At 39.0% G+C, this 23,345-nt stretch carries 19 protein-coding genes and 3 pseudogenes; 8 read left to right on the top strand and 14 right to left on the bottom strand.

Annotated features, from left to right (window positions below; genetic code table 11):
• The coding region (locus G322_RS0108375) for an IS66 family transposase (protein ID WP_022941349.1) at positions 1 to 252 on the top strand (252 nt) is incomplete at its 5' end.
• 21 nt (positions 253 to 273) lie between these two features.
• On the opposite strand, the pseudogene G322_RS21715 reads toward G322_RS0108375, so the two are convergent.
• The 6 genes and pseudogenes from G322_RS21715 to G322_RS0108345 all read right to left on the bottom strand — a co-directional run.
• A pseudogene (locus G322_RS21715) lies at positions 274 to 675 on the bottom strand (class 1 fructose-bisphosphatase); the annotation flags it as partial.
• An 83-nt stretch (positions 676 to 758) separates the two neighbouring features.
• On the bottom strand, positions 759 to 1,787 hold the full coding sequence (locus G322_RS0108365) for a polysaccharide lyase family 7 protein (RefSeq protein WP_022941347.1): 1,029 nt from the start codon (positions 1,785 to 1,787) through the stop codon (positions 759 to 761).
• 157 nt (positions 1,788 to 1,944) lie between these two features.
• On the bottom strand, positions 1,945 to 2,565 hold the full coding sequence (locus G322_RS0108360; RefSeq protein ID WP_022941346.1) for a bifunctional 4-hydroxy-2-oxoglutarate aldolase/2-dehydro-3-deoxy-phosphogluconate aldolase: 621 nt from the start codon (positions 2,563 to 2,565) through the stop codon (positions 1,945 to 1,947).
• A gap of 33 nt (positions 2,566 to 2,598) precedes the next feature.
• Positions 2,599 to 3,534 carry a 2-dehydro-3-deoxygluconokinase gene (gene kdgK, locus G322_RS0108355; RefSeq protein ID WP_022941345.1) on the bottom strand — a complete coding sequence of 312 codons (936 nt, stop codon included), beginning with the start codon at positions 3,532 to 3,534 and terminating at the stop codon, positions 2,599 to 2,601.
• Between the two features lie 13 nt (positions 3,535 to 3,547).
• Positions 3,548 to 3,880: a cupin domain-containing protein gene (locus G322_RS0108350; RefSeq protein WP_022941344.1), complete on the bottom strand. Its 333-nt coding sequence runs from the start codon at positions 3,878 to 3,880 to the stop codon at positions 3,548 to 3,550.
• A 168-nt stretch (positions 3,881 to 4,048) separates the two neighbouring features.
• The gene (locus G322_RS0108345) at positions 4,049 to 5,791 is read right to left on the bottom strand and encodes a sodium:solute symporter family transporter (protein WP_028866516.1); all 1,743 of its coding nucleotides are present in this window, start codon (positions 5,789 to 5,791) and stop codon (positions 4,049 to 4,051) included.
• Between the two features lie 408 nt (positions 5,792 to 6,199).
• Here G322_RS0108345 and G322_RS0108340 point away from each other — a divergent pair, with 408 nt between their 5' ends.
• The 3 genes from G322_RS0108340 (at position 6,200) to G322_RS0108330 (ending at position 12,357) form a co-directional block, all read left to right on the top strand.
• Positions 6,200 to 8,344 carry a heparinase II/III domain-containing protein gene (locus G322_RS0108340; protein ID WP_022941342.1) on the top strand — a complete coding sequence of 715 codons (2,145 nt, stop codon included), beginning with the start codon at positions 6,200 to 6,202 and terminating at the stop codon, positions 8,342 to 8,344.
• 2 nt (positions 8,345 to 8,346) lie between these two features.
• Positions 8,347 to 10,497 carry a heparinase II/III domain-containing protein gene (locus tag G322_RS0108335; protein WP_022941341.1) on the top strand — a complete coding sequence of 717 codons (2,151 nt, stop codon included), beginning with the start codon at positions 8,347 to 8,349 and terminating at the stop codon, positions 10,495 to 10,497.
• Positions 10,498 to 10,623: 126 nt separating this feature from the next.
• Positions 10,624 to 12,357 carry a sodium:solute symporter family transporter gene (locus G322_RS0108330; RefSeq protein ID WP_022941340.1) on the top strand — a complete coding sequence of 578 codons (1,734 nt, stop codon included), beginning with the start codon at positions 10,624 to 10,626 and terminating at the stop codon, positions 12,355 to 12,357.
• Here G322_RS0108330 and G322_RS20245 read toward each other — a convergent pair.
• From G322_RS20245 to G322_RS22650, 5 genes and pseudogenes are all read right to left on the bottom strand, one after another.
• Positions 12,354 to 13,070 (bottom strand): 3'-5' exonuclease, encoded by a 717-nt coding sequence (locus G322_RS20245; protein WP_022941339.1) that lies wholly within the window; start codon positions 13,068 to 13,070, stop codon positions 12,354 to 12,356. The genes G322_RS0108330 and G322_RS20245 overlap by 4 nt on opposite strands.
• A 35-nt stretch (positions 13,071 to 13,105) precedes the next feature.
• On the bottom strand, positions 13,106 to 14,968 hold the full coding sequence (locus G322_RS0108320; protein WP_022941338.1) for a DUF294 nucleotidyltransferase-like domain-containing protein: 1,863 nt from the start codon (positions 14,966 to 14,968) through the stop codon (positions 13,106 to 13,108).
• Positions 14,969 to 15,085: 117 nt separating this feature from the next.
• Positions 15,086 to 15,967, bottom strand: a complete 882-nt coding sequence (locus tag G322_RS0108315) for an NAD(P)-dependent oxidoreductase (RefSeq protein ID WP_022941337.1) — start codon at positions 15,965 to 15,967, stop codon at positions 15,086 to 15,088.
• A 334-nt stretch (positions 15,968 to 16,301) separates the two neighbouring features.
• Positions 16,302 to 17,015 carry a FadR/GntR family transcriptional regulator gene (locus tag G322_RS0108310; RefSeq protein ID WP_022941336.1) on the bottom strand — a complete coding sequence of 238 codons (714 nt, stop codon included), beginning with the start codon at positions 17,013 to 17,015 and terminating at the stop codon, positions 16,302 to 16,304.
• A gap of 360 nt (positions 17,016 to 17,375) precedes the next feature.
• A pseudogene (locus G322_RS22650) lies at positions 17,376 to 17,927 on the bottom strand (ISAs1 family transposase); the annotation flags it as partial.
• 408 nt (positions 17,928 to 18,335) lie between these two features.
• On the opposite strand from G322_RS22650, the gene G322_RS0108300 reads away from it, so the two are divergent.
• The 4 genes and pseudogenes from G322_RS0108300 to G322_RS0108290 all read left to right on the top strand — a co-directional run bounded on the left by G322_RS0108300 (position 18,336) and on the right by G322_RS0108290 (position 21,243).
• Positions 18,336 to 19,610 (top strand): alginate lyase family protein, encoded by a 1,275-nt coding sequence (locus G322_RS0108300; protein WP_022941335.1) that lies wholly within the window; start codon positions 18,336 to 18,338, stop codon positions 19,608 to 19,610.
• An 81-nt stretch (positions 19,611 to 19,691) separates the two neighbouring features.
• Positions 19,692 to 20,432 (top strand): oligogalacturonate-specific porin KdgM family protein, encoded by a 741-nt coding sequence (locus G322_RS0108295; protein WP_022941334.1) that lies wholly within the window; start codon positions 19,692 to 19,694, stop codon positions 20,430 to 20,432.
• 252 nt (positions 20,433 to 20,684) lie between these two features.
• Positions 20,685 to 20,786: pseudogene (locus G322_RS22645) on the top strand (IS6 family transposase); the annotation flags it as partial.
• A 253-nt stretch (positions 20,787 to 21,039) separates the two neighbouring features.
• Positions 21,040 to 21,243 (top strand): hypothetical protein, encoded by a 204-nt coding sequence (locus G322_RS0108290; protein ID WP_022941333.1) that lies wholly within the window; start codon positions 21,040 to 21,042, stop codon positions 21,241 to 21,243.
• Between the two features lie 163 nt (positions 21,244 to 21,406).
• Here the strand turns inward: G322_RS0108290 and G322_RS24150 are convergent, their stop codons facing one another.
• From G322_RS24150 to G322_RS20235, 3 genes are all read right to left on the bottom strand, one after another.
• Positions 21,407 to 21,667, bottom strand: coding sequence for a hypothetical protein (locus tag G322_RS24150; RefSeq protein ID WP_084683707.1), 261 nt, complete (start codon positions 21,665 to 21,667; stop codon positions 21,407 to 21,409).
• 129 nt (positions 21,668 to 21,796) lie between these two features.
• The gene (locus tag G322_RS0108280) at positions 21,797 to 22,675 is read right to left on the bottom strand and encodes a DMT family transporter (protein ID WP_022941331.1); all 879 of its coding nucleotides are present in this window, start codon (positions 22,673 to 22,675) and stop codon (positions 21,797 to 21,799) included.
• 153 nt (positions 22,676 to 22,828) lie between these two features.
• The coding region (locus G322_RS20235; RefSeq protein WP_033422071.1) for an aldehyde dehydrogenase family protein at positions 22,829 to 23,345 on the bottom strand (517 nt) is incomplete at its 5' end.

Here is a 23,345-nt window from a genome sequence, read left to right as displayed (position 1 = left end):
GATGGCAGGTTAAGCATTGATAATAATCGAGCAGAGCGTGCAGTGAAGCCCTTTGTGATAGGTCGTAAGGCTTGGCTATTCTCGTACACCAATACAGGTGCGAACGCGAGTGCAATTTTATATAGTTTGGTTGAAACAGCAAAAGCGAATGATCTTATTGTTCATGATTATATCGCAACCTGCTTGCAGCAGATTGCTGAAAACCCGAATGATATTGATGCGTTGCTACCATGGAATATTAAGCGTAGCTAGGTGCCATTACCCAGACGCTTACGGCGTGCCGACAGGACTAATACGTTTATAAATTGAAAATATGGTACCCACAGAAACATTAACATCAATGTTTGAAGAACCATCAAGCGGATCCATCAAAACAACATATTTACCGTTATACCCACGTTCACTATCAAAAGAGATAAATTCATCTTCCTCTTCTGAGGCAATACCACGGGCTTCTAACGCAGCTTTGAACTTCTCATTGGCATAAATGTCCATTTTTTGTTGGACTTCACCCTGCACATTTTCTGTGCCTGTCGAACCAATAATATCAGCGATGCCCGCTTTATTTATCTCACGGTTCGCCAATTGAATCGCGCTAAGCAGTCACGATAAATCTCCACTTGCCTCTGGAAAATCGCTTTGTTTTTCTATAATGAACTCGCCTAATGTGATCATAATTGTGCTTTATAAAATATCGTAACAATGGGTGAAAGAGTGATATATAAAAAAAGTTAGCTGATGCTAACTTTTTTATCTATTTATTGATTGAGAATTAACTCGTAAAAACTCGCTTTAGTGTAATCACCTTCCTCTACACCACGATTCAAACAACCAGCAGAGCCTTGATTACATTGGTTGTACGCCCCTGCTTTGTAATACATCCAATCTTGCGCATAGGTTTCATCAAACTCTTCATTGCCTGGATAAGGTTTTGCTAAATCAAGTTCAAAAGTTTCGACTTGCTCATTGGCTTCACCGATATTACGTTTAAACTCAAGGTGCATCACACTGCCTACAAAATTAACATCATAGGAGAACAGCTCACCTAACTTAATGCCATCTTTTGGATTTTTATCAACTTTGGTTAAATCATGACTACCAAATATGTTGTGGGAAATGTCAAAGCGTTTACTGTAGTTATCACCCGTTGCGTTTATTTCATAATTCCAAAACAGACTACCGTGGCTGTGATTTGGCATTTTACGGTAATAGATCTTTAGGGGTTCGTTATCAGAGCCATGAATCTGACCGATAATGACTGCATGTGCGCCCATTTTTTTATCATTACCACTAGTACTCACCGCATCAACGGTTAATGTGGCGCTTAACTGCCCACCTATAGCACCAAAATCGACGCTATTTTTATGCGTTGATAATGCAAAATTTGTAAGAGGAGAATTGTAATTGTAGGCTTGTGTCACATCTAACATGGCACGTAGTTCACTACGCGTATTCTTAGTATTTGGGGTTGTTGGCCCAGTATTTGGAGAGGCAAACACCATTGCACCCGTTTCGCTATCTGTATAAAACCATTCAGGGTGAACATAAGGATAATTGACATTGTTAAGTTCTGCAGCAGTGATCTCCATCTCTTTGCCTTGACGAACCACCTTATTATCTGGAATCGGTAAGTTGATTTTCCACTTCTGCATTTCGAAGTTTTCTGATGGTGCTTTACTTGGATCTAATTGAGTAGCCAGCGCGCTTTGGTGGCTAGTGCCTTCGCTAGCAAAAATAGGACTAGCAATGAAGGCTGCAATCGCAACACTCAGGTGAACTTTTTTCATAATAACTCCACTCTTTTATAATATTTAATATGTATATTCTTTGGCGAACCAAATAAAAACATATAATATTACAAATTATTATAACTAAATAAAAAACAACTGATGCCAATCTAATACGATTGGCTCAGCTATTAGCGATATCCAATCGGTAAGATATTTAAAGCGCTGCTACAGCATCTTTTACTAATACGGCAATTTTATCCCACTCTTGGTTATCAATAAGATCTGCTGGTACCATCCACGTGCCACCACAAGCAACCACTGCGTTGATATCTAAATAGTCATTGATGTTAGCAGCAGAAACACCACCCGTTGGCATGAAATTAACTGGGTAAACTGCGGTTAATGACTTTAACATGGCAACACCACCAGAAGGGCCAGCAGGGAAGAATTTCAAGGTGGTTAGCCCCATTTCCATTGCTTGCTCAACTAACGAAGGGTTATTCACGCCAGGAATAATTAGCATATTGCGTTGCTGACAGTATTTAACCGTTGTCGGGTTAAAACCAGGGCTAACGATAAAATCCACACCGGCATCAATCGCTTGGTCAACGGTTGCACTGTTCAATACAGTACCAGCACCGATTAACATTTCAGGAAATGCTTCACGTAGATTTTTGATTGCTTGCGCGGCAGCGGGTGTACGGAAGGTAATTTCAGCACATGGCATACCGTTTTCAACTAATACTTTACCTAAAGGCACTGCGTCATCGGCGTTTTTAATCGCAATAACAGGAATTACTTTTAGCGTTTGTAATCTTTCGTTTAATGTTTTCATTTTTAATCCTAATAATTTTGTAAGTTAAATAATTTAATCAATAAGTGCACTTATCAGCTGTTTATCAATAATCGCACCTTTATGTTGGATAACTGTGCCAGCTACCTGGTGTGCTTTTTTAGTAGCGTTCAACGCGCTTGCACCCAGCAAACGCTGTGACATAAACCCAGCAGCAAAGGAATCACCCGCAGCATTGGTATCAATAATTTTCTCTTTCGCAATTGAGTGCGCTTTAACACTGATGGTTTCTTCGTGATTAACAATTAAACACTCTTTACCGCCACGCTTAATAACAATTTCTTGAACGCCTAACTCACAAGTACGTTTAATGCAGTCTTCTAAACAACTGTCACCAAATACCGCTTGCTCATCATCAAAGGTTAATAAACCAGTGTGTGTAAACGATAATAAACGTTTGTAATTTTCAGCAGCCTGCTCAGCAGAGTCCCATAATTGTGCGCGGTAGTTATTATCAAAAATGACTTTACCGCCAGCAGCTTGGCATCGACCCAATAAGTCATAGAGCTTTTCACGGCTTGCTGGTGATAAAATAGCTAAGCTAATGCCCGATAAATAAATGACATCTTGATGAACAAGGCTTTCGATCAACTCGTCAGACGCACTTTCTAACCAATATTTGGCGGCAGAATCGTTACGCCAATAAATGAAGCTACGTTCACCTTCATCATCTGTTTCAACCATGTACAAACCAGGCTGTTTTGTTTCTGAGCGTTGCACAAATTGTGTATCAATACCCTCATCAGACCAATTATTTACCATTTCTTGGCTAATTTTGTCTTGTCCTAATGCGGTTACGTAACTGATATTGACGTTCTTTCCAGCCATTAAACGAGATAAGTAAACGGCTGTATTTAACGTATCACCACCAAAACCTTTACGTAAATTTTGTCCAACCTGTTGTAACTCAATCATACATTCGCCGATAAGCGCGATATTTAAATCAGCCATTTTTCACCTCGTTTTATAGGAAATCTGCACGTTTTGGCGTAAATACATCTATCAATAGACTACCTTCTTCTAGCGCTACAGCACCGTGCTCTACTAATTTAGCAGCGATATAAGCATCCCCTTTTACAAGCACTTTTTTTACACCATCAATCTCCGCTTCGAAGCTACCTTCAGCGACATAACCAATTTGATCGTGTATTTCATGTACATGTGGCGCACCAATCGCCCCCTTTTCAAAATGTACAAGTACTAGCATCAAATCATCTGTGTAACCTACAATCTTACGCTTAATACCACCGCCAAGTACTTCCCAGTCAGTGTCTTTATCTATAAAAAATGGATTCATGTTATTTTCCTATTAAATTATTTTAATTTTTTCATCAGAACTATTTACTCGTCATACTGATTAATATTCCCTTCTCCAGGGTTGTCATAAAATCCATTTTAATCTTTGTTTTGTTGAACTTTTATCTATTGAATAGTGAGTAGATTAACTACTCACTACATAAACTATTTAAGCAGTTGCTGGTTTACGTGCGGCATTGATAAGTAAAATACCTGCAGTTAAGACCATTGAGCCACATAAAATAAACAATCCTCGTCCTGTTGGTTCATTTGGAATTAATGCCATCGCTAAGATACCAAATCCTGCAATCGTGATTAAGTTACCTAAGATTGAACGTTGTTTTGTATCTAGATTTTGTTGTTCAACACCTTCAGAGATAACGGGTGTGTTCCAATCTCTAAATAACTCATCTATCTCTGCTTGGCGTTCTTCACTACGAGGTTTAAAGAAGAAGTAAGACGCTAAGAAGAAACCGCCAGTAAAGACAACATGTGCAGCTAAACTTAAGCCTACTTTCAAGTCATTCCATTCACGACCTGTTAACGCTGTTTCTAAGCCAAACAGGTTTTCAATGTGACCTGCTGTTAATGCGATACCAAAGATGTAAGAAACGATAGCACCAACGATTAATGTTCCCCAACCAGACCAATCTGGCGTGTTACGAATCCACATACCGAGCAATACTGGGATTAACATAGGGAAGCCGATTAACGCACCAATGTTTAATACAATGTCGAATAAGCTTAGGTCTTTCAGTGAGTTGATGAATAGACCAATGGCGATGATGATAAAACCCATCACAAGCGTTGCTAAACGACTGGCTAACATTAGCTCTTTTTCACTCGCTTGATCTTTACGGATAATTGGCGAGTAGAAGTTACGGATAAAGATACCGGCGTTACGGTTTAAACCAGAATCCATTGAAGACATCGTAGCGGCAAACATAGCAGCCATTAATAGACCCACCATACCCGCTGGCATTACCTGTTCAACAAAGACTAAATAAGCAGTATCGGCATTGCTAGATAACTGACTGACGATCTCAGGATCAGTGATAAATGCATTCACGTACCAAGGTGGTAAGAACCAAATCACTGGACCAACAATCATTAGGATACAAGCAAGACCAGCCGCTTTACGTGCATTTTCACTGTCTTTTGCACATAGGTAACGATAAGCGTTGATGCTGTTATTCATAACACCGAACTGTTTCACAAAGATGAAAACAATCCAAAGAACAAAAATGCTTATATAGTTAAGGTCACTACCTAACATAAAGTCACCATTGAAATTATCAACAATGTTTAATAGACCACCACCGTGGAAGTAAGCAGCGATTGCACAAGTAATGGTTACCGACATGATCACTAACATCTGCACAAAATCAGAAGCAACAACCGCCCAAGAACCGCCGGTTACCGACATAACTAACAATACGAGACCGGTTACAATAATGGTTGTATCCATCGGGATATTAAATACGGCAGCAACGAAGATCGCTAAACCATTTAACCAAATACCCGCGGAGATAATACTGTCAGGCATGCTTCCCCATGTAAAAAACTGCTCTGAGGTTCGACCAAATCGTTTCTTGATTGCCTCAATCGCAGTCACAACACGGAGCTGTCTAAACTTAGGCGCAAAATAAGCCCAGTTCATAAAGTAACCAAAGGCATTAGCTAAGAATAAGATAACAATGGCAAAACCATCGGTGAAAGCTTTACCAGCAGCCCCAGTAAAGGTCCAAGCAGAGAATTGTGTCATGAAGGCCGTTGCACCTACCATCCACCATAACATTTTACCGCCCCCTCGAAAATAGTCACTCGTGGAAGTACTAAACGATCGAAATAGCCAGCCTATCGCAATCAAAAATGCGAAATAAACGAGTACAACAATTATGTCTATATTCATAATGAGACCTATAAAGTTAGTTGATAATAAATGAATATGAAAAGTGTATATCAGTTTTTCTTATTTGTAATACAAAATGACATTATGTGTGACGTAGATCATACATTTATCCAGAAATGAAAATTAAACATTACAAATCATATAGATACGGAACATTATCAAGAAAGTTCTATGAATTACATTCACAGAACTTACCTAATCCCCTATAAATCAATCAGTAAGCACTATACAAACAATATAAAATTGTCTATTTCACTCCTATAAAGCATCAAAAAGTATTAATTGGCCATATATTATCGCCATAATTACTTACTTATAGGCTAATTTTGTACGTTATTTATCAAAATAAAGATGATTTATTTTTCTATTTGTATTACTTTATACCTACATTCTAAAAAAGAGGTCATTATGCTTTCTAACTTAAACTCTGTTCTCATGGATCAACAAGACATTACAGACATTCAACAAGAACTAGGAAAAAAAAGCTTAATGGGCTTAAGCCTTAAAACACTAATAGCAGATACCGATAACTACCTTGAATTACCGCTTGATGTACCGGGCCACAGCCCAGCAGGTGGTTATGCACATAATAAACATCAATTGAACGGTAAATACATCGATCAAGCAGGCCGTTTGTTTTTAATTACCGGTGATGAAAAATACGCACAATTCACTACTGACTTATTAATGCAGTATGCAGATAAATATTTACAGCTAGGCTTTCACGAACAACGTAATACCAACCCGCCAGGTCGTTTATTCCACCAGCTATTAAATGAGCATGTTTGGTTACTTTACGCGAGCTTAGGTTATAGCTGTATTAGTCACTGGTTATCTAAGCAGCAACGCGCGTACATCACAGCACGTTTATTTATCCCACTATTAGATATGTCGACAGTACAATACGACTTCGACTTTGACCGTATTCATAACCACGGTATTTGGGCTGTTGCGTCGGTAGCAATCTGTGGCGCAGCCATTGGCCAAGAGAAATACATCGACATGTCTATCCATGGTTTAAAAGGTGATGATGAAGAAGGTGGTTTTCTAGCACAAATCAGTAAACTATTCGCACCTTCTGGTTATTACATGGAAGGCCCTTATTACCATCGCTATGCGATTCGTCCACTAGCGATGTTTGCAGAATTGGTACACCGCTTCCGCCCTGAACTTGATATCTTTAACTTTAAAGATCAAGTGATCGGAAAAACCATTCAAGCCATGTTATCAACGGCATACCCTAATGGTGTGTTCCCTGCTTTAAATGATGCATCACAAACAATGGACATTAAAGATGAGGGAGTGGTGATTGCTGTGAGTTTATTTTCTAAACATTACCCTGAAGATGAAAACTTATTAGGTATGGCGAAGATTCAAAACCAAGTATGGGTTAATGGTTGTGGCACGGCACTCTCAAAAGCGTATGCATCAAAAGAAAGCGTTGAAATGCCTTGCTTACCAAGCATTGAACTTAATGAAGGTCGTAATGGTGATAAAGGCGCGCAAGGTTTCATTCGCATGCAAAATGCAAATGGTGATATTAGCCAATTAGTGATGAACTATGGCCAGCATGGTATGGGCCACGGACACTTTGATACCTTAGGGCTGACTTATTTTAATAACAACCAAGAGGTATTACGTGAATATGGCTTTGCTCGCTGGGTAAATGTTGAACCTAAATTTGGTGGGCGTTACCTTGATGAAAACAAATCTTACGCACGCCAAACCATTGCCCACAACTTAGTCTCTGTTGACGCAGGTTGTCAAAACAACTTCGACGTTGATATAGCCGACAATAAACATGGCATACCGCACTTCTTTGTGGGCAGTGGCAAGGTGCAAGGCATGAGTGCTTATGCTGTTGACTTCTACCCAGGTGTTGACCAACAACGTACAGTGCTATTAGTTGAACATGAACAATTAGCACACCCAATATTAGTAGATTTGTTCCGCCTAAGCAGCGAAGAAACACATCAATATGACTATTCGTTGCAATACCAAGGGCAGATTATTCGCACTAATATCAACTACCAACAACACCAAACACTTAATACCTTAGGCGATGATTTTGGTTACCAACATTTATGGAATATCGGCCAAGGTCAAGCACAAGACACAACCTTAGTTAGTTGGTTACAAGGTCAGAGCTATTACACATGGTTAAGTGCATCATCATCCGACGATACTTTATTCTTCACGCGCAGTGGTGCTAGTGATCCAGACTTTAATTTACGCAGTGAAAGCAGTTTAATACTACGCAGAAAAGCTAAAAATAGTTTATTTGCCAACGTATTAGAAACACACGGATATTTTAACGAAGCGGTTGAAGCAAGCCTTGAAGCTCGTGGAAAAATCCACCAAGTAAATATTATTGGCTTTAACAACAATGCCTCTGTGATTGAAATACTGGGTGACGATATTAACCTCACAGTGATGGTCAACAATGATCCTAATGCAACATCAGAAAGCCAAACAACTATCGAATTCAACAATCAATCATACAGCTGGCAAGGATTTCTGGCCGTCGAAACGAACAATACAAAGAGGTCTTAATCATGAGTTATCAACCACTATTAATTAGTTTTGAGCAAGCAGCAGAACTACGTCAGCATCTAAACACTGATACACTAATCGGTTGCTCTATTGCAGAAGAAATTAAAACTTTAGAAGCATATATGCCAATTGGCATCGAAATTCCAGGGCATGGTGAAGCCGGTGGTTATGAACATAACCGCCATAAGCAAAACTATATCCATTTGGATTTAGCCGGTCGTTTATATTTAATTACAGAAGATCAGCGTTACCTTGATTACGCAACAAACATGCTAGTTGAATACGCTACGGTTTATCCAACACTAGAACTAAACACTAGCCGCGATTCAAACCCACCAGGGCGTTTATTCCATCAAACGCTTAATGAAAATATGTGGATGTTATACGCTTCTTGCGCTTACTCATGTATTCGCCACAAATTAACTGATGATCAACAGCAGTTAATAGAGACCGACCTGTTTAAATTGATGATTGAGCTGTTTGTTGAAACCTATGCCCATGACTTTGATATCGTGCATAACCACGGCCTTTGGGCAGTAGCTGGCGTTGGTATTTGTGGTTACGCAATCAACGACCAAGCAAGTGTAGACAAAGCATTATACGGCTTAAAAGGTGACAGCATTTCAGGTGGCTTTATTGCACAACTAACACAACTGTTTTCGCCAGATGGTTATTACATGGAAGGTCCTTATTACCACCGTTTTTCACTACGTCCTATCTTCCTATTTGCAGAAGCTATTGAGCGTCGTCAGCCAGAAATCGGTATCTATCAATTAAAAGATGAAGTGATTAAAACAACCTCTTACGCAGTGATGTCAACGGCATTCCCGAACGGTGTATTGCCGGCATTAAACGATGCATCACGTACCATGGATATTAAAGATGAAGGTATTTTATTAGCCACCAGTGTGTGTTTTGAGCGCTACCAACAAGACCCGACTCTACTGGCAATGGCGAAACACCAAGATAAAGTTTGGGTGCATAATTCTGGCTCTACCTTATCCACGGCATTAGAAAATAGTACTGATGTTAAGGGTTTCAACTGGGGCAGTTTAAGCTTAACCGATGGCCCTATCGGTGAACGTGGCGGTATCTCTATTTTACGTCATCGAGATGCAAAATCAGATGATAGCATGGCACTACTTTGGTTTGGTCAGCACGGTAGTGATCACAAACTACATTCTGCATTAGATCATGGCCATTTTGATGGATTACATTTAAGCCTGTTTAATCATAACCAAGAGTTTACCCATGATTACGGCTTTGGTCGATGGGTAAATATCGAACCGAAATTTGGTGGTCGTTATATCCCAGAAAACAAAAGTTACTGTAAACAAACCATTGCTCACAACACAGTGGTTGTCGACCAAACAAGCCAAAATAAAGGCGATACAGCCACTGCTGAAGCACGTTTTGGTGAAAAGCATTTTTTTGTAAGCGGTAACGACAAACTACAAGCAATGAGTGCTTTTGTGCGTAACTACTACCCAGGTATAGACCAACAACGTAGTGTATTAATGGTGGAGTTAGCAGGGTTTGAAAAACCATTGATTATTGACCTATTCCGTTTGATCAGTGAACAGCAACACAGTTATGATTACCCAGTACACTATACAGGGCAAATCATCCGTACTGATTTTGAATACCAAACTCACAGCAGTTTAACCACAGTGGGAAAAGAAAATGGTTACCAGCATTTATGGAATGTGGCGCAAGCTAAGATTGAAAATTCATCACTCACAACATGGCTAATGGGTGAAAGTTATTATTCACTCATTAGTAGCGCTAATGAAAATAGCGAAGTGATCTTTGCACGTACAGGTGCTAACGATCCTGACTTTAACCTACGCAGTGAGCCGATGTTTATATTACGCCAGCAGGCTAGCAACCACCTGTTTGCTAACGTTTATGAAACACATGGTTACTTTAACGAAGCGATTGAAGCCAGTTTGGATGCGCGTGGTCAAGTGGAATCGGTCACAGTTTTACACTCAAACAATGATGCTTCTGTGGTAGCCCTTAATTTGATTTCAGGCAAACAAGTTCAAATATGTGTTTCTAATATCACAGATGTGAATGATGAAACACAAAACAGCATCACGGTTGATGGCAAAAAAATTAACTGGTTAGGTGCAGTTGCTATCTTCGAATAAATCCACTTTTTAAAAGCCATCAATGCAACAGGGTAAGGCTTCTTTATCCTGTTGCATACTCATAGTGTGCGCTATATAACCACTCGTATCATCTTCTCTCCTTCACTCCTCTTTATTAGGGATACTATGAACACTATTGATATCATTGTTGTAAGTGCCTATTTTATTTTTATTCTCGTGGCGGCCACTCTTTTTAAACGCTTTTCCACAAACTCTAGCCAGTTTATTAAAGGTGGTGGTGCAATGATGTGGTGGATGGCAGGTGCAACGGCTTTCATGACTCAATTTAGTGCATGGACGTTCACTGGTGCGGCAGCTAAAGCCTACGAAGATGGGTTCCCAGTGTTAATTGTCTTCTGGGGTAATGCACTTGGTTTTTTTGTGGCTTCTTATTTTTTTGCTGCACGTTTTCGAAAGCTTCGTGTTGATACACCGATGGATGTCATTAAACAACGCTTTGGTTTTGTTTCTGAGCAAGTTTATACTTGGTTACAATTTCCGTTAACCACCCTTTCCGCTGCTATTTGGTTAAATGGCTTGGCTATTTTTGTGGCGGCTGTTTTTCAAATAGAGCTCAGTACTACCATTATTGGTGTAGGTTTAGTGGTCACCTTTATTTCCGTGAGTGGAGGATCCTGGGCGGTTTCTGCCACCAATGTTATCCAGTTAATTATGTTAATGTCGATTACGATGGTAGTGGGTATTGTAGCCCTCATTTATGCTGGCGGACCGTTACAATTAATCGCAGATTTTCCTGCTGACAGTTTAATGGGCAATAACATTAGCTATTGGCAAATATTTGTTCTTTGGGGGGCTGTAATGCTCACCAAACAAGTCATTAGCACCAATAACGCAATGACCTGTTACCGTTTTTTAGTCACTAGCAATGAGAGGGAAGCTAAAAAAGCAGCTCTTTTCGCTGCACTACTGTTTATTATCGGACCCGTTTTATGGTTTGTGCCTCCTTGGGTAACCGCCACACTCGGCGTTGATTTAGCAACTTTATATCCAAACCTCGGTAACGAAGCTAATAACGCAGCTTATCTGTATTTTATTGATCATTTTATGCCTTCTGGTGTTTTAGGGTTAATACTTGCTGCAATGATCGCGGCCACTGTTTCGCCGATGACCACCGCCTTAAATCGTAATGCAGGTATTTTTGTCCGTAATGTTTATCAAGTATTTGCAAAAAACAAGGTCAGCGACAAAACACAAATGAAAGTGGCTAAAATAGCCACCTTGGTGAACGGCTTACTAGCCATTGTAGCGGCGCTGTTTTTTTCCTCATTAGACAATATTAGTTTCTTTGACTTATTGATGTTAGTAGGCGCTTTATTACAAATTCCACTGGCTATCCCTGCATTATTAGCTGTGGTTATCACTCGAACACCGGATTGGTCAGGTTGGGCAACACTATTGGTTGGATTAACATTATCAGCCTGTATTCATTTTGGTTTTAATGCTAACTGGTACAGCTTGTGGTTTGATACTTCATTATTAACGCAACGCGAAATTATCGACTTAAAAGTAATTACTGCAGTTTTAGGGCAAGTTATCATCACCGGAGGTTTTTTCTGTTTTACAACTTTATTTTATAACCCCAAAAAAGATCTAAAACGGCAACGAGTATTAAGCACATTTAGAATGAATTTAAGACGCTCAATCAGCAGACAAGAAGAGGCCACTATCGACAATCAACAAAATATTTACCTGTCACGTTTGGTACGTGTATTGGCAATATGTTGTTTACCATTGATGTTATTTGTTGATAGTTGGCCACAGGCCACTATTTTTTTAGCGATTGCAGTGTTAATGTTTTTAGCTGGTAATGCATTAAATAAAAAGACGCAACTAATTTAACGCGATCCTATTTTTAAATGACGCAGGCTTGCTTTCATTCCTGCAAAGCGCACTTTTAATAATGCCAAATAAAGTTCTCCTGTCGCTAATGCATCCACTAACGCGCCATGTGCAGGGTATTCAGGTAACCCATGACGGGCGCGCACAGAGGATAAACGAAAGTCAGCTGATTTATGGTTTCCATGATGTATACTTAAGGATTTTTCAATACATAACGTATCGACCCATAACAGTGGTAAAGGCGGTAATTTAAAGTGTTTCTGCAAATAATAATCTAAAAATCGTTTTTCAATCATGCAGCCATGAGCAATGATCACTTTCCCTGTCAAAGCAGTGATCAGTACTTCCATCACGTCATGTAAAGGCGCTCCCTTCTCCAGCATTTCAGGTGTAATGTGATTAATCACAGCCGTTTCTGCTTTAATTTTCTCAGAGGATTTAACGAAAGTTTCTACGGCTCTATCAAGTAAGAGTTTTTGAGCTTCCATAGGTAAATAACCGACACTTAATAAGTAATCATTTTCGGGTTCAAAGCCAGTTGTTTCAAAGTCTAAGGCGATATAATCTAGTTGATATAAGTCGGCATCAATATCCGGCAATGGCGCACTGAGCAAAGCTCTTATATTATCTGGCACCACTATTTTTTTTAAGTAATATTCACGCGCTCGTTTTAACTTATTCAGCGGATGAAAATAATTAAATAATTTGCGCATACACTTCCTATCTGAGCAATAACAATTAAGTAAGACTATTCACAATTAAAACGTAATTTAGCAGCATCTTGTAATGAAGAAATAATTCTAAATGCATCCTTTAAATGCTTTCTTTCAAAGCTACCAAAAATATTGGGGTCAATGTGATTATTTGCCTCTCTGCCCTCTTTTAACTCAAGCAATTGATGTGATAATCGTACTTGGGTGATAAACCGAAAGGCGCCTAATACATTTTTCAGCATCTCTTCGCTTAAAATATTTTGCTCATAGGCATGCGTGAATCGCGCGGTGGTTTCAGTTTGTTCAGAGCCCGACGCGATGCCATAAATCCGTGCCAGATCAACCAGTAACGTTAATGCGAATTTTTTCACATTAAGCATATTAGAGTGCTCACCTGATTTTTCTAATACCAGTGAATTAAAGATACCCAATGGTGGATTTACCGAAACAGAATCTCGCACTAGCGAGGGTAAAAAGCGACTAGATTTTTGAATCATTGCGTATAAATGTGACTGTAACTCACTAGTTAATAGTTCATTGCCATATAACCAGCGAGTTTCTAAAAACACACTAACATTCAATAAGCAATCGTACTCAGGATTCGCAATCCACTTCTTATAAGAGGCTTTCCAAACGTTAAGAGGTTGGCACCATTTGGGGTTAGCAGCCATAAACTTACCACTACAAAGTGGATATCCACAGGCATCTAACGCATTACACACCCACATTGCTAAATGCAGGAAGTAGAGACGATCTTTTTCAGTGGCGTTATCCGATAAAATAATAGCATTGTCTTGATCGGACAGCATATGTACTTCATTACGTGCGTGTGAACCTGCCACTATCCACGCATAATCACAGGGTGCTTGACCAAAGTGTCCCTCTGCCATTTGAATTAAACGGCGATTATAGGCATCCATGATCATGGTCATCACATGACCAATCACTTCACCACTGACCTGCCCATCAACCAAGGCTTCAAAAATAGCCTGACGTTCAGGAGTTAACAACGTCAGGTCTTTTGCCGTTTCTGCATACTTTATTTTTTCAATTAAAAACACCGCTTGCATGCGGTTATTACGTACTAAATGCGTAGTGGTTAACACGCCTAATACTTTATTATTTTCAACCACCGGTAAACTACGAATGTTATTTTGCATCATCAGTGATGACGCTTTTAACACCAGATCGTTTGGGCCAATCGTTAAAGGATGTAGAGTCATTATTTCTGAGACAGGACGATTAATATCTAAGCCCGCCACAATCACACGCTTAGTGAGGTCGCGATCGGTGATTACCCCTATAATCATGCCGTTTTCCATGATAACTGCAGCTGGTGAACAAACATCTATCAGCGCTTTTGCTACCTGCTGAATGGGCATTTTTGAATCAACCACGGCAATTTTATCACTGGCTACTTCAGATACTTTTTTTACGAAGATACCTTTTTCACTATCAGACCAAGTAACATCTAACGCTGAATGTAAACGCACCTGTGCATTAGTGGCAAAATGCTCAGCAAAAGCCGGATATTTTTCAAGTAACTTAGATAACTCATCATGCGGAATTAAATACAATAAGGTACTTTCAATGGCCGTCGCGGTGTAATCTTCTTCATCTTCATCATGCGCATCAATAAAGGTGAAACCAAATAGATCTTCTTCACTCAACTTCGCACGTAATTTTCCGTTATGTTTACGTTGCTCCATTGAGCCAGTGCGGATCACGTATAAGTAACTTAATTCATGCTCACCACCAAAATGGATTTGCTCACCTTTGGCGAGATAAGTGATTTTAATTGAGCAAGCAATCTGGCGCTGCAACTCTCTTGGCAACTTATCAAAAGGATCTATTTTAGAAAGAAAATCATGAATATTAGGAATCAATGTTTGAGGCATAAATAATCCATAGAAAACTTAAATGGTGATAAACGCAAAAAGCCACTCTAGTAAAGAATGGCTTTTAAATCAATATCTGTCTAGCTCACTTTATAGTGCAAGCTCGAAGCGTTCACACTACTTCTCTAATTTAGTGAAGTAGTCGAAGATGACTGGCACGTCGTTTTGACCAAGACCAGCATCAACACCTGCTTGTAATGCTTTAGAAGTCCCTTCGGCGATTAGAGATTCAGTACCTAAATCAGAAACCATTTGTAAGAAGTAACCTAAATCTTTATTAGCATTTGCTACAGAGAAACCTAATTTTTCTTCATTGTCTACAGCATAAAACTTAGTGAACTGCATGAATGGAGAGTTAGATGGACCAGTTGACATAATGTCAAATAATTGCTGACCATCAACACCAGCAAGTTTCGCAACAGCAAAAGCTTGTGACATAGCTGTAACCGTAGTCATACCAATGAAGTTGTTGATTAGCTTAGTTGTATGACCAGCACCTAATTTACCTAAATGGAATACATTTTCGCCTTGCTCCTCTAGCACAACTTTAACTTTGTTGAACGTTTCCATGTCACCAGCCGCCATGATGTTTAATAAACCATCTTTAGCGTGTGCAGGGGTACGACCAAGCGGTGCGTCGATCATGCCACAACCTTTCTTGGCAAGTGCCTCACCGATTTTGATAGTCGAAGCTGGAATAGAAGTACCGAAGTCGATTAGTGTAGAACCTTCTTTTATACCCGCTAGAACACCGTCTTCACCATATACAATCATTTCAACAACAGCTGACGTTGTAAGACAGAATTCAACGATATCAGAAGCAGCGGCTAATTCTTTCGCAGAAGTAAATTGAGTAGCGTTACCACGAGCAAGAACTGTGTCAACAGCATCTTGGCTTAGATCCATCACGTTTACTTGAAAGCCACGTGTTTGTAGGTTTTCAACCATGTTGCCGCCCATAAGGCCAAGGCCGATGAAACCAATAGTAGGTTTTTTCATGTCTAACTCCTGAATATAATTTGTCTAAGTGGGAAGGCTGTAGGACAGCCTCTGATTAAGTATGTAATTATAATACACACGCTTTATTTGTATTATAATACAACAATTGAAAATAATATAATATTTTTTCACAATAATTATTTATAACATCACGAAGAATATTGCTACCAGAGCGATTAAGAAGAACTGACGAAGGGCAAGCCATGTGGCTAAACGGTAATGCTCAGGAATAAACAGTCGTAACAAAGAAGTAACAAAGAAGTAACAAAGAATGAAACGGAATAAACTGAAAAAAACAGTTACAAGCGATGAGCCTGCAACTGAAAACAACCAATTAGTTATTGGTAGGAAGACGATGATTACTATTATTCAACAAGTTGGTATTCGCTTGTCTCGCTTTATCTGCATCACCCGCCATGATAGCGGTATAAATAGCACGATGCTCTTCAATACAAGTGCCACCTTTTTCAGATGAGTGGCCAATAAAACTTTTAAACATAGTGCAAAGTACATTAGCGAAAGGCAGAAAGAAGTTATTACCTGTCGATAAGAAAACTAAACGATGAAACTCCATATCGGCTTCAGTCCACTCTTCTGCATTAAAATTACTGGCAAGGTCATCCATTTTCTGGAAAGTAGCAGACAATAAAATACGTTGCTCAGCTGTTGCATTACTTGCTGCTAATGCGGCAGCCTCAGGCTCTATCGCCTTACGTAGCGCTAAAAACTCTAGATAAATCGCTTCATTGTCACCAATATCAGCCACCCAATCTAATAATTGAGAATCTAAGAAATTCCAATTGTCACGACTTCTAACACGCGTCCCAACTTTAGGCCGAGAAAGCAGTAGACCTTTAGATGTTAATAGTTTAATGGCTTCACGAAGCGCTGTTCTACTAATACCAAACTGTTCACACAATGTCATTTCACTTGGAATAATTTCATTCTGAGACAATTCACCAGACAATATTTTACGGGCGATTTCACGCGCCACTTGCACATGTAAACTACGCTTTGAACCCGCTATTTCTAAAAAAAAATTACTCATAAAATCTCTTAGATTAATTAGACAAAACATAATTGTATGATAAATGGGTGTCATTTGATAGGAAAAAAGCTATAAATAGGAGATTACTATTTATAGCTTTGAAATCTTTGAAGTAGTTAAATATCCACCTTCTTAGAAGGCGGTTTTGCTTTTTACTCCCTAGAAGGGACCCTGGTTTGCCTTCATAGAAGGCAAAATTTGCTGTCCCATTAGGCAAATTACAATCTTTGGGACGAGCATAAAGCGTTTTATTTTAAAGCGATTCAAGCAGGTGTTAGTGGTGATTATCAACACATGGAGAGGTTAATTGAAGATATAGTTACGCCAAAGTCAGCCAATTAAATTTATTTTCTTTGTTTTTTTATGTATACGAGACTCATCTTCTCTGAATGTCATATCGAGCACCCAGCCAATGACTACGCACTGCATGAAGACATTGCTCTGCATTTAAGATATACCAACGTATTTCACTTGTGTTTTTACCTGTTGATTTATCGTGAACCTCTGACATTATTTTAATAATGTTTTTGAAGCCTGACCAGCGGTACTCCTTGCCCTGCCATTTTTTATCAATCAACATCTGGTGGCACGTTCTTGTTTCAATTCGACCATGCCCGCTATCAATTTCAGTATGTTCAGCATAATTTTGGTCTGAGAAATCTTCTTGCTGTTTTTTGTGCCACCATGCTTCTAACTCAGCTTGCGTACCTAAATACTTAAGTGCGAGCATATAATCTGCATTCTGTTTGATGATTTTCTCTGCTATTTTTTCTGACTGCCCATTGCATCAAGTGTGATAATACTATTTTCAATATCTAACATCGTTAAAAGCTCAGGGATTGCAGTTATTTCATTTATTTTTGCATCAACCGCTGTTTGCCCTAAAACTAATTGATGCTGACAACTCCAAGCGCAACTCCTACAATAAGCATATTAAAATCCAGACCAAATCTCTAAAACAAATAGAATTGGTCTCACAACAGAGTATCATTCAGCTAATTTGTACTACAATACAAGGAAAATGTGACAAATGTAGTCATAATTAATATAAATACAAGTACAAAATGAGAAGAGGAAACAGAGAAAACAATCAGAAATAACAAACTAATCTTTGCTTCATAAGCCACACAAAATAAAAATACAAAAAACAAACATCATAACGCATTGTTATTAAAGCATTAACTAGTAATCTAATCAAAAAAGAAAGATTAACACTTAAAATTTGAAGCAGATCACAGAAAAAACATTCAAAACTCAGGTATTCTTTACCCACAGATTCTATTTGTATTATTTTAATTTAATAACAACAAAGGCGGGAAAATGAAAAACTTTAAAGCGTTACGACTTGCTACATGCATAGGGTCAATATTATTTGCTAGTCAAAGTATTGCCGCTAATTTTGTTTTTTTAGACGAAGCAACGCTAGAAATTAATAGGACAGCTCTGCACTCTGCAGATGCAAGTGAGGCAATGAAGCATAGTTATAAGCTGCTACTTGAAGAAGCTGAACTAGCAATGAAAGTAGGTGCTTTAAGTGTGACTGATAAAGGCATGACCCCACCAAGTGGAGACAAGAACGATTACCTAAGTATTAGCCCGTATTGGTGGCCAGATGAAAGTAAAGAGGATGGACTTCCATGGATCCGTCACGATGGAAAAACAAACCCAGCATCAAAAACCGAAGCAACAGATTCAAGAAGAATCGGCTTATTTACACGTTCAGTAAGAGCATTATCCCTTGCATACTATTTTAGTAAAGATGAACGGTACGCTAAGCAAGCAATAGAATATACGCGAACTTGGTATATCAACGATGCAACAAAAATGAACCCAAATGTTAAATATGGCCAAGGTGTTCCAGGCGTAGCTGATGGCCGACGTAGTGGTCTTATCGATACTCGAACACTAGTGGAACGAAACCTTGATGCGATTGCTATTCTATCTAACTCTCCATTTTGGACTGATAATGACGAAGAGAAAATCACTCAATGGCATAACGAATATCTAGATTGGTTAATCGTTGGAGAGTTAAGTGGCGGGCCTAAAGGGGAAGCATACGCAGAAAACAATCACGGCACTTGGTACGACTATCAAGTAGCGGGTATCTCCTACTTTTTAGGTAACGAAGCATTAACCAAGCAAATGGTTCAAAAAGGAAAAATGCGCGTTGATACTCAATTCAAAAAAGATGGTTCACAGCCACATGAAGTTAAACGTACTCGAGCATACCACTACCATTACTTCAGCTTAGATCCATTAGTTGGTCTCGCACAAATTGGCGAAAAAGTTGGTGTTGACCTTTGGAACTATGAAAATACCAACTCAAAAGGTCATATAAAAGGAGGCTCACTATTAGACGGTATTCAACTAATGGCAACCTACAATGATCTAGACAAAAAATGGCCTTACTCACAAAAAGATAAGCGCCGTCGCGTTGAGCGTATGGCACCAATTTATTACAAAGCAGGTGTTGCAACAGACAATGCAGAATTATTAAAAATGGCGAAAGAAACTGACTTTACTTCTTTTACAGTCAAAAAGGATTTAGCTGAAGTTTGGGCACAACGCGAGATAACCTTGTTATACCCACAATAATTTTTTGCAGTGCTCTTCATTGAGCACTACAACACCATGCTAATAATAAATACAATAAACAACCTTAATTGGAAGAGAACAATGAAACTACTTAACAAAATACTAATAGCCATTAGCGCAACACTTATCGCAGGAACAACCACTGCATCGACTAGTATTGATTTTCGTCATGAATGGAAAGCTGAAGATAAAAAACAAGCAAGCCGTGTAAAGATGGGCCATAACTATGGCATTAATGATGATTGGCAAGGCAACATTGGCATTGAAATGAAATTTAGAAGCTATGATGCAACTAATACATTTGAAGACGTCATGCTAACAGAGACCGAACTGGATTGGGGTTATACCTATAAAGTAAATAGAAACTGGGAGTTAAAACCAGGTATGCCTATCGCGATAACCGATCGTAAAACAACCTTTAAACCACAACTCCGTATTGTGTATAGAGCAGATATGGGTTTAACGACCGCATTACGTTACCGTTATGAAATTGCTAATTACGCTGACTCAGCAGACGGCGATACAAGCATGGAAACTGGCGAGAAAATCAATCAACCTCATAGAACCAAGTTAACATTAACGGGTGCATATAAAATTGAGAGCATGCCTGCGCTTAAATTAAGCTACGAAGCAAACTACATTAAATCTCATGATGATGTTAGACAATATGATGGTAAAGATTCCGACTATGACATCGGTTTAAAAGCGGGCTACAGAATGGGGAATTGGCAACCATTTACCGAACTTTGGGATGTTAAAGTAGATTCAAAAACAGACCAAAGACAAATGAAATTGCGTGCGGGTGTTAAATATTATTTCTAATGCTTAACCTAATAAACACTTAGTATACTCAGAGTGGGTGTAACCTAAATACGTTACAGCCACTTTTCTCGATTAACTCTTGCCCAACGCCTTAACTTTAATCATCCTATATATCACCGTTTGGCGAAATAAAGGGTTCTGTCGTAAACTTGACGAAGAGAGACAATATGTTGATAGTGTAGCTTCACAATAACGGAGCATTATTAACATGACACTTAATTTTTAGGACGCCATTTCCCGCAAGAGATTATTATGCAGGCACTTCGTTATTGCCTGGCATACAGGTTAAGTCCGCGGGAAACAGAAGAAATATTTTCCGAACGAAATACCCACTTTGATCACTCTACTATAAACTGAAGTTTACATAAGCGTGGCATTATTAGCCCTATTGATGGTTGAGATTATAACGAAAATACCCTTAGCTTGATATTTAAAGCCAACACTTTCTCCTGATTTTAAGGTATCAGCATGATAGAAGTATCGTTAATTCTTCAGTAGTTCATAGAAAATCAACGCACTTATCATAGCTATAAATCAAGAAATTATATTCTCACCTAGATAGATAACAGCATTATCAATTGGTTATTTAAACTTATTGAATGCTCTTATGAATATCAAACAGTGGAAAAATTTACCACCATTTGATATTTGCAATGATTACAAAAAAGCATCTGCTTCAAGCTATTTAAGCGCATTAACAATCGGTTTTGTCATTCACTTACGGGACAACAAAACTCACATCGGTTTAGCTCCACTAATTGCTCAAGTAGCCACTGCTCAATCATTTGAGATACTCATAACCACAGAGTAAAGCGACAGCCTTTTCCTTGTGCTTAGTAACAAATAATCTGTGCAACCTCATAGGTCGATCTTAATAGAGCTTTAGTTAGCGTTATTCTCTGTATTCCCCCTGTGTCAGGATAATTCATAAAATAACCTGAACTTGGTAATTTGATAATACGGTGCCTGTCAATTTAGTTACCCACGTTTTGAAGGTATTCAATAAATTCTGATAACTCGCTTCCATCCGCTTTTCTTAAGCCGGAAATATAGGAAGAACGTTCTCTAGCCACATCTTCAAGCTTGGCATTCGCCCATTTCATCGGTTTCTCTTTGAGTAGGTATATTCGAACAATATCATGAAAGCTAAGCGTATAATGATGATAAAGCCAAACTGTATGGCTGATGATTTGTGCAGGATAACGATAACCGGCGTAGAGATTAGAATTATTCATCCACAGATTATCGCATAATTTGTGAGGCCGTTGCTAAGTTGACTGTACCCGTATGCAGATTATCGCATAATGTGCGGGGTAGAAGATAAGTTAACAGTACCCATTAAACGCCATGCTCCGACCAAAAGATCAAACAGCCTCCTTTTTCACGAACCAATTTCCTCCGACACGATATAGCAATAACGAAAATACAATCAAAACGCAACCATACACTTTATTAATAGGCATCGCTTCTTGATACCAAAGTGTGCTCAAAAAAACGACCCATAGTGGCTCTAAAATCATAATAATAGGAGCCAAACTAAAACTGCATTTTTTTTGCCCTATTGTTTGGAGCACAAAACGTAAACTTGTTGCAAACAGTACGCTCATAATAAACCAACCCCAAATATGACTTTCTAAAAGGGGACTTGTTGTCTCGAAACTAAGCGACGCAATTAACCCCATAACACCGACAACAAAGAGTTGCAAACACGTTAATAATAATGTTGGGATACGTTGTGCATATTTACCATTGAAATTAAAGTGAAAGGCCAAGGCTATTGCTGCCAGAATAAACCATGATTGGCTTGATGATGCTTGCCACTGTACGTCTGCAGATAATAGAAATAATCCCATAATTGCAAACGGAATCGAAAACCAAAATATGTTCTCCGGTGGTTTATTAAATAGTGGCCATGCTAATAAAGGCACTATTAACATTGATAAGCTCATAATAAAGGCACCTTCACCGAGTGCGTTACTTACCGAAAGTGCATGTATCCATAATAATAAAGAGCTACCAAGTAAAGTACCAACCGCCATTGCTTTTAAAATGTCCCATTTATTCAAAGCACGTAGCTCTTTGTAACAAAAAGGTAACAAACACAATGAGGCAAGCAGAAAACGTAAACCAATAAAAGAAAATGCAGGCATCCCTTGTAATGCTTCTTTGGAAAAAATCCAGCCCAAGGCGGCCAAGAGAGTGGCAAAAATAAGAATAAGTTCAGCTTTCCAGTTTGTTTTCATGGTGCGTCCATATGAATAGAGAATAGTGGCGTTAGCTGACAGATCGAAAATCCAGACTCCCAATCTTGGCTTTGTTATCTACGCCACATAAATATTCAGCTATTCTAGTCAACCTTACTCAGATAAAACCTTCGTAAGGTTGACCAGCTAGAATTACATGGTTGGCATCGCAAAGCTAGTAGAGTGTTCTTCTAAACGTACACTGGCAGGCCAGCGACTGGTCACGGTTTTCATGCGCGTATAAAAACGTACTCCATCACTACCGTGCATATTCAATGGGCCAAACACAGATCGTTTCCATCCACCAAAGCTGTGGAAAGCCATTGGCACAGGGACTGGAATATTAATTCCAACCATATCTGCAAGTACATCTTCGCTGAACTGACGTGCACTTTCACCATCACGGGTAAATATAGCGGTGCCATTACCATATTCATGACGATTAATTAGCTCAAGTCCAGCTTCATAACTCGGTACTCTTACCCCCGCTAATACCGGCCCAAAAATCTCTTCTTGATAAATAGTCATATTTTCTGTGACATTATCAAACAATGTAGGCCCAACAAAATATCCGGCTTCATGCCCCTCTACTGAAATATCACGACCATCCACTATTAGTGAGGCACCTTGCGGCTCACCCGTTGTAATATATACCCGTGATCTTTGAAAA

It is taken from the genome of Psychromonas hadalis ATCC BAA-638 (assembly GCF_000420245.1).
Lineage (GTDB): Bacteria > Pseudomonadota > Gammaproteobacteria > Enterobacterales > Psychromonadaceae > Psychromonas > Psychromonas hadalis.
Note: the sequence above shows the minus strand (reverse complement) of the source record. Positions and strands in the feature narration are given on the sequence as shown.